This window comes from Kitasatospora sp. NE20-6 (assembly GCF_045862635.1).
This window is the reverse complement of sequence record NZ_BPRL01000121.1, coordinates 1-8,643: the sequence shown is the minus strand read 5'-3', so window position 1 is coordinate 8,643 and position 8,643 is coordinate 1. Positions and strand designations below refer to the sequence as shown.

The window sequence follows — 8,643 nt, the reverse complement described above, 5'->3', positions numbered from 1 at the left end:
GCTCCCCCTCGGCGTTCGCGGCCTCCTCGCTCCCGTAGAACCACAGTTCCCTCTCCCCCGGCCTGCCGACCCTGCGCACGTGCCACATCCCGCCGAAAAGAGCATCCCCCTCGGGTGCATCCGGCGCCGTGAGACGCACCGCCGAAAACCCTGTGATGGCTGTCCCTGGGCGAACCGTGTCGCTCACGAATTCCGCATCGGAGAACGTCATGGTGAACGAGTCGGCCTCGCGGCTGTTTCCCTCCTTCCAGAACGTCACCTCATACCCCAGGCGCACCCATTGCAGCGGCACGCCACGGAACCTATCGGGTGTTTTGTGGAATTGCACGGGACCGATCCTGAAAGACCCGGAACCGACCGGAGATATCAGGGAAGCCACGGAAGAACGACCGATGCCCCTGATGAATCCAGCCTCCAGCAATTCCCCGACGGGCGCCCAGCGCTCGGTCTCCTCCAACCGAAGCCGGAACGAACTCCCGCATGTCTCCCAAGAGCCCGGCGGGAGGAGAAGACTGGTCCTGGGCAGGTCGTACGGACGTTTATCCGTCGGCTCCCCCCCGGCGTTCGCGGCCTCCTCGCTCTCGTAGAACCACAGTTCCCTGTGCCCCCGCTTGCCGGCCATGCGCCAGTGCCATTTCCCGTCGGGGAGAGCATGCCCCTCGGGTGCATCCGGCGCCGTAAGACGCGCCGTCCCCAGCCGCGTCACATTCGCTCTCGGCTCAACCGTGTCGCCCTCAACCTCCGGACCCGAGATCGTCTTGGTGAACGAGTCGGCCTCGCTGCTGGTCCCATCCTTCCAGAACGTCACCTCATCCCCCTGGCGCACCCATCGCAGCGGCACCCCACAGAACCTCCCGGGTGTGCGCTGGAAATGCACGGGACCGAGCACGAAGCTCCCGGACTTGGCGCTAGGAGTGACCGTGGTCAGCGAGGAACGCCCGACCCCCGCAACGAAATCGACCTCCTCCACGCCACCACGCCCAGGCGGCGGCGGTACAGCCGGGAAGGCCAGCCGAGTGCCCGGTGGGGAGGTGCCGCTCCCCTTGGGCAGGTCGTACGGAAGCTTCTCCGTCGGCTCCCCCCCGGCGTTCGCGGCCTCCTCGCTCCCGTAGAACCACAGTTCCCTCTCCCCCGGCCTGCCGACCCTGCGCACGTGCCACATCCCGCCGAAAAGAGCATCCCCCTCGGGTGCATCCGGCGCCGTGAGACGCACCGCCGAAAACCCTGTGATGGCTGTCCCTGGGCGAACCGTGCCGCTCACGAATTCCGCATCGGAGAACGTCATGGTGAACGAGTCGGCCTCGCGGATGGTTCCCTCCTTCCAGAACGTCACCTCATACCCCAGGCGCACCCATTGCAGCCGCACGCCACGGAACCTATCGGGTGTTTTGTGGAATTGCACGCCACCGATCCTGAAAGACCCGGAAACGACCGGAGGTGTCAGGGCAGCCACGGAAGAACGACCGATGCCCCTGATGAAGCCAGCCTCCAGCAATTCCCCGACGGGCGCCCAGCGCTCGGTCTCCTCCAACCGAAGCAGGAACGAACTCCCGCACGTCGCCCAAGAGCCCGGCGGGAGGAGAAGACTGGTCCTGGGCAGGTCGTACGGAAGCTTCTCCGTCGGCTCCCCCCCGGCGTTCGCGGCCTCCTCGCTCTCGTAGAACCACAGTTCCCTGTACCCCCGCTTGCCGGCCATGCGCCAGTGCCACTTCCCGTCGGGGAGAGCATGCCCCTCGGGTACATCCGGCGCCGTAAGACGCACCGCCCCCAGCCCCGTCACATCCGCTCTCGGCTCAACCGTGTCGCCCTCAACCTCCGGACCCGAGATCGTCTTGGTGAACGAGTCGACCTCGCTGCTGGTCCCCTTCTTCCAGAACGTCACCTCATACCCCCGGCGCACCCATTGCAGCGGCACCCTGCGGAACCTCACGGGGGCATGCTGGAATTGCACGGCACCGAGCACGAAGCTCCCGGACTTGCCCCTAGGAGTGACCGTGGCCAGCGAGGAACGCCCGACCCCCGCAACGAAATCGACCTCCTCCACGCCACCACGCCCAGGCGGCCGGGGCCAGGCCAGGTCATCGGGCAACTCGACCGGGCCTCCCTCTCCGTGGGTCGCACCTTCCGCTGCGGGCCGAGGGGGAAGCGGAAGGACGCCGGACGGCTCGCCGTACCAGGCCTCGAGCACCAACGGATCCCCGTGAATGGGGCCACTGTGCGCCTCCGGCACCGGGCCGAGGTCCCAATCCTGCCCGCCGTCGGCCAGCTGGTGCCTCTCCTCTCCCCCATGAATCGCTCCGAAGCCTCCACCCGACTCATACCCAGCCCCCACCTGTCCCTCCTCGTCGAACATGTCGAGGAGCCCCCAGACATCTTCCAGCCCGGAGGGCAGTTCCTCGGCCGTAAGGCCCGGCTCCACACGATCCGGCTCGTACAAAGCAGGCGCACCGGGTGGCACCGAGGAAAAGCCGGACTGGCCGGATGGTTCGGAGGTGGGGACCAGCTCGCTGACGACGTCCGGCATCGCGGAGCTGCTCCGTGTCGGGACTCCGGAGAGCCCGGTGCCGGTGGTCGTCTCCCTCGCAATGCCCAAGTGGCCGACCGCTCCGGATGTGTGGTCAAAAATCCAGAGGGCATCCGCCGTCGGCAGCGTCCCCGCGAGCGTGCCGATCCCGCCGGGGGGTGAGGTCCAATCCTCAAAGTCCCTCTCCGGATCCTCGGCACCGATGCCGGAGGTCAGGAAATCCTCGGAGCCTTCCAGGGGGAAGGGCCACATCCAGGTCGCTCCTGGCGGGTCGTCACCGAACCCGCCGACCGCGCCGGACCCGGTCGGCTCACCCAGCAGGCCAACACCGGGGCTTGACATGCGGATGTCCCCGTCCTCGTCAAGGAGTCCGTCTCCTGGTCCGCGAGTACGCTTGGCCGTCTGCCCTCCCTCGGGGTATGGCTCGGCCAACCGCTTCCGCGCGAACGCCTGCTCCTCGCCACCCCCTGTCGGCGCCACGGCTTCATCCGTGCCCGTCCATGTCACCGTCTCACGTCCCGAATCCCCGGGCGCTCCGAGAGGACCTTCCCCTTCGCGGCGAGCGACGCCCGGCATCGCCTCGAACTCGCCTTCCCCGCGCCCGGCCCCGGGGTTCTGCCGGCCGATCGGGACTCGCTGCCCGGACGCATCCGTCGTGTACGCCACTCGGCTCCTGCGCGGAACGGCCGGCGGCGGACCGGAGGCCGTATGGGCCGGACCGGCAGAGACGACACCGGTCTGTGCGAGATCGTCATGCCGTCCGTCAGCAGCAGTCGTCCCTTGCCGGGCCGCCACCTCACGGCTGGCGGCCGTTTTGGCTAGCCCGCGTCGTTCGTTGGCTTCCCGAGGGCTCGGGCCGCTGGATGCCTTAGGTCGCGCAGGTGACAGCTCTGGCAGGACGGGGAGCTTCTCACGGAAGACGTTCCAGAGGATGACGCTGTCAGGCCCCGGCTCCAGCCACGCCGTACGCAATCTTCCAAGGAGGCTGATGTTCCAGGAAAACATTTTGGCATAGTCCCGCCAGCCCTTCGTACCGGCAAGGTCAGCGGCGACCATCTCCACGGCCGCCCCGAGATCATCCGGCCCGGTGATCCCACGCTCGGCCAGCACCGCTGCCAGCAAATCCACCTGTCTGGTGTTCAGGTGCAGCATCGGCCCATCCGACATCGGCTTCTTGACGGTACGTCGTGCGGTGCTAACGGGGCCGTATCGGTCGTAGGGCAGTTCATGCTCGGCTGCCTCGTCAAGTGCGTTCCGGGCGTCGTGGCCGGTCCTGAACAACAAGATTCTCCGCTCGCCGATCCCTCCCGTCAGCCTGCCGTGCCAGATGCCGTCCTCGAGCACGCCATCGTCCGGCGCCGGCGGAACTCTCGTCTTGAGTCCCTGGACCCTTTCTCCGCTCGGGGGGGCAGTGAAGAGTTCCTCGGGTTCGTCCAGCTCCTGCCAGAACAGCACCTCCTTCGTATCGCGGTCGCGGAAGTGCACCACGGGGCCCTCCCGGTGAAGCTCCACGGTCCGGCCCCAATGCAACACCGGCGCCAGGCGAAACCTGCGACCGTTAACCGTGTGCCATCCCGTTGAGCTGATCTTGTGCTCGTCCAGCTGGCGCGGGACACGCTGGAAGTAGTCGGCGGCGCGCGCCGGGTGGTCCGGGGGGACCACCGGCGGCGGGGCGGGAAGATACAAGTGCGCGTGTGCAGCGCGGAGTGCTCCGCTCGGCGCGGGGGTGCGTTCGACGGGGCGAGGTGCGGGCGCGCTGGCGTCGTAGTGGTTGACTCCGTTGTGGTAGACGGTGACCGGGCGTCCGCCGGCGGGGCCGTACACCTGCACGGTGCTCACCCGCCCGTCCGGGAGCGCCCGCACGATCCGCAGTCGCAGGCCCAGTGCCTCGGGGAGGAGAAGCGGGAAGACCTCACCGGTAGCGGTGGACCACGCCTCCTCCCACCTGTCGACGGCATCACGCAGCTCCCGGAACTCCTCGTCGGTCAGCGGGCCGTCCGAGGTGATCTGCCGCGCGACGAGCATGTCGACGAGCGTCCCGGTCGGGAGCTCGTCGACGAAGATCCCCATGTGCCGCGCGTGAAGGTAGTCGAGCAGTTGCCGCGGCGACTGTGCGTCATCGGCCAGGTTCCATCCGACCCCCTGCCCGACATGCTCTCGAGCCTGCTCGACGTCGAGGAACCCCCCGCCCACGTCCACGAACTCCTGGGCCCGGACTCGGATGTACTGATCCCGCATCTCGTGGGCGTCCGGCAGCGGCTCCTCCCCTCGCGCACGCAGGTAGTCCTCGGCCGCGGCCCGGGTCGCCTCGTCCTGGAACTTCCACTTGACCAGCGACTCCTCGCCGCCCGCCTCCAGAAAGCGCGCGCGCAGCAGACGCACCGGCGCCAGGTTATGGTCCGTCAAGTGATCGACACCCAGCTGCCGGAGGCTGTTCAGGAGCTGTTCGCGGCTCAGGCCCCCTATCTCCGCACGCAGCGACTCCGTCCTGACGTTGCGGTAGTTCCAGGCCACCGAGGCGGACAGGTTCTGCGGCCCGGTGTCCAGCAGGTAGCGGGCCACGGCTCTGCGCAGCGCTTCGACCGTGGGTACAGGCCACGGCCGTTCTCCAGGACCCCGCAGTGCTGGCTCGCACTCGACCAGGGCCTGGGCAACGGCTTCCGGATCGCTGGCGATCACCGCGTGCAGCAGGCACAATCCATCACCGGCCACCGCCACCAACGCCCCGGGTTCCCCGAAGCCCTCCTCGTCCCGCTCCCCGTGCTGCGTTGGCGGGTCCGCAAGGGATCCGGGCAGCCGTTCCGCTGTCGGGGGCAGACTGCGGCCGGAGTTTTCCGAACTGTCCGCGGCCTTCCATGCCGCCTTGATGTCGGCCGCGAAGAGCCCCTCACCCAGGTAACCCACGACATCTTCCGCGGAGGCGTGCGGCATGGCCGTGCGCAGGATAACGGCCATCTCCTCCATCAGGGCCTTGTCCGAACGCGAGAGGAGGCCGCCAACGTACTTGTAGACCGGGTGGGGGAGCAGGAATCCGCGGTCGTAACGGGCGCGCAGGAACTGTGTGAAGGTCTCGGTCCCCGACGGCCGCCAGGCCAGAATCGTCTCCCGAAGCGGACCGGGTGGTAGCGGGTAGGAGGGGAGTTCCCAGATAGCCGAGGGCCAATGGTGGCTGCGTCCGAGGGCACGGGCGATCTCTTGGTTATCACGGCCGTAGTACTCACGGAGGACGTGGGCCATGGTGCGTTCCAGCATGCGGTCCGACGTCTCGAAATCGCCTCGGCCGCCGAAGCCCGGATACCTGACTGCCATGTACTGACGGAAGTTCTGCCGGACTTTCTCACCCGGCTTGGGAGGCCGCCAAGCCCACAGCACCGCGTCGCGCTCCCCGTCCGTCGCCCACCTCGTGAGCGCCGGCGGCTTGCCGGGCGCCACTTCCGGTGCGTGACGACGAGGTGCCTTTTCGCCGTGCTGTGCTTCTGGGACGGTGCGGGCCGTCCGCCCGGCATCGGTGACGACGGACCGGCCGTCCTGGCGGGCCCGCCGCTTGTGCTCGGCCGAACCACCTCGGCCGACCGCCCGTGACCCCCGGGCGGCGTCTCGCCGGTCCCCGGGGGAAAACCCCACGGTCTCCTGCGGTACAGACACAATGCCGGAGGCGGAGAAGTCCTGACCCGGTGCCGGGTAGAAGTCGACGATCATGCCGTCCTCGACCACCACCTCGACGACCACGCCCGCGAAATGTCCTTGCATGATCCGCGATTCCGGCCGGGAAGGGTCGGTGCGGGTCTCCTTCGGGGATCGTTCGACCCAGTAGGCGGCGAGCCTGACCTCCTCCTCCGTCCACTCCCTGGGGAAGTCACCCGCGGAACGCGGTGCACCCGGGGCGAACCGCGCCGCTATCGAATCTCGATAACCGTCGTCCAGCCTCGTCCGAACCGGCATGTCGAAGCCGCCGGAGTCGGTCGGGTCCGGCTCGCTCAGTGCACGCCGGCCGGTCAACCACTGACGCTTGGCGTCGATCTCTGCGGGTTCCGGGGCCCGGAGCCCTCCTCGGCGGAACCCGCGCGACTGGTCCCAGGTGGGCCGATAGGCGAGGTACTGGCCGTCGCGAACCAGTGCCTCGATCCGCACACCCCTAGCCACACCGACCCAGTACTCGGTACGGCCGTCGGAAGAGAACCGCTTGCCGCCGTTCCGACAGGCCCCCTCGACCGCGTCCAGAACCTCGTCGGGTGTCCAGTCCTTCGGGAACATCCGGTGCCGGTCCCCGTCCCGGTGCAGCCGCCACCGGGACGGGAACCGGGCCATCGCACTGATCCAAGGAACCGCGGGGTCCAGGAACCAGACCAGGGCACCGTAGGTGCCATTGGCATGCACCTCTCCCTGCGCCTCGATCCACAGACCGGCCTGCATGGTTTCCGCGGCACCAAGGTTGATGTGAACGCCGGTGCGGGTGCGGCGGTTGCCGTAGCGAGCCAGATCCTCGACCCGCTGACCGAACCGCGGCCCTTGCCCGGCCACCTGGACGGCCTCGGGCAGATAGGGCGGGATCGTCAGGCCCTGCTGGTCCGCAGCCGGGCGGAACGACGTGAACTCACCCCGGTGCAGCTCACCCTCGATCCGCACCCCGCCGTACACACCCCTCCACCGGAACGCATCGGTCGAGGCGCCCAACGGCCACACCCCGTCGTTGCGCAACGCGTCCAGGTACGCCTGCTCCGCCGCATACACCGCGTCGTCCTCGGTCCAGTGCGCCGGGAACATCACCTGCGAACGCGTATCCGTCCGAGGCAGTAGCGTCACCGAAAGGTCACCCACCACCGGATGCGCGAGGGTCTCGCGCGTCGTGGCATCGACCGCGTCGGCAGGGTACTCCGCCCGGAAGGTGCCGTTCGCATTCGCCACCCCCACCGGCACCGGCCGCACCCGCCCGGACATCCCCGACGGCAGCAGCAGACCGCCGACACCGGCCTTCCCGTACAGCACCGCACGCCGCACATCCAGCGAGAACGACGCCCGCGACGGACGACCGTCCGCACGCACCAGGTCCCGGCCCCCGGCCCCGTCCAGCGCCGTACCGATCCATGCGCCCAACTGCCGCAGATGACGCGGCGCGATCCGCATCCGCCCGAGCCCCCACCCGACCACCGCCCGATCGTTGTCCACCACCGGACGGCCACGCCCGTCGACCGTGAACCCGGCCATCAACGCACCGTCCGTGTAGACCGGCCGGATCTCCCCACCCACCTCGCGGTACTCGTCGTGCAGGCCCAGCAGATGCCCGATCTCGTGCGCGATCGCATCCCGGTGAGATTCGACGCTCCAGTTCATGAAGTTCTCGCGAATCACGTCAGGGTGCACCAGGACGGTGTGATGGGCGTCGGTCTGCCTCCGCACGAACTCGACCGCGACGTTCAATACATCGCCGTTGGGCAGCCGCGACCCCTGGTTGTATCGTGCGGCCACGCCGTCCCGTGCCCGCTGCTCCAGGTCCCCTATCAGCTTGAGTGCAATCGGTCCGTGCCCCGCCAGCTGCATGTCCAGGAAGATCCGCACCACGGCACGGGTCTCGATGTCGCCGTTCGCCAGCCGGACACGCCCGGCCTCGAACCTGCGCTCGTGGAACGGACCGCTGGTGCCCAACTCCCGCACGGACCGCTCACTCGGCCGCTCCACCTGAGCCTGCGCGAGCAAACGCTCACCCGGCCCCAGAAGGCCGAGGACAGCACCCGTGAAGGTGGCGGGTGGCTGGGCGGTGCTCGTGTTGTCGGTGGCGTTGTGGGTGTGGGTGTGGGTGGTGGTGGCGTCGTTCCAGTGTCCGGTGCCGGGGATGTAGGTGTTGTCGGCGTCCAGCGGGATGGCCCAGATCCGGGTGGCGTCCGGGTAGAGCGGCTGCTCGCCCGGTGCCCACACCGACCGCTGGGCGTCGACCCAGACCAGGCCGGTACCGGGCACGTTCACCAGGTTCCAGATGTGCCCGGAGCCGTTGCGCCCCGCACCGAACACGATCGCGGCCGCGCCCGCGCCCGCGGCCTCCACCCGCGCCGCGACCTCCTCCAGACCCTCCCGCCCCGCACCCATGAACTCCGCCGCGTACCCCGCCCAGTCCTGCACCGGAT

At 68.8% G+C, this 8,643-nt stretch carries 1 protein-coding gene; it reads right to left on the bottom strand.

All coding sequences use genetic code 11. The annotated features are described in order from the left end of the window. A partial coding sequence (locus SNE206_RS39395) for an EndoU domain-containing protein (RefSeq protein ID WP_407918411.1) occupies nt 1-8,643 on the bottom strand: 8,643 nt, incomplete at both ends.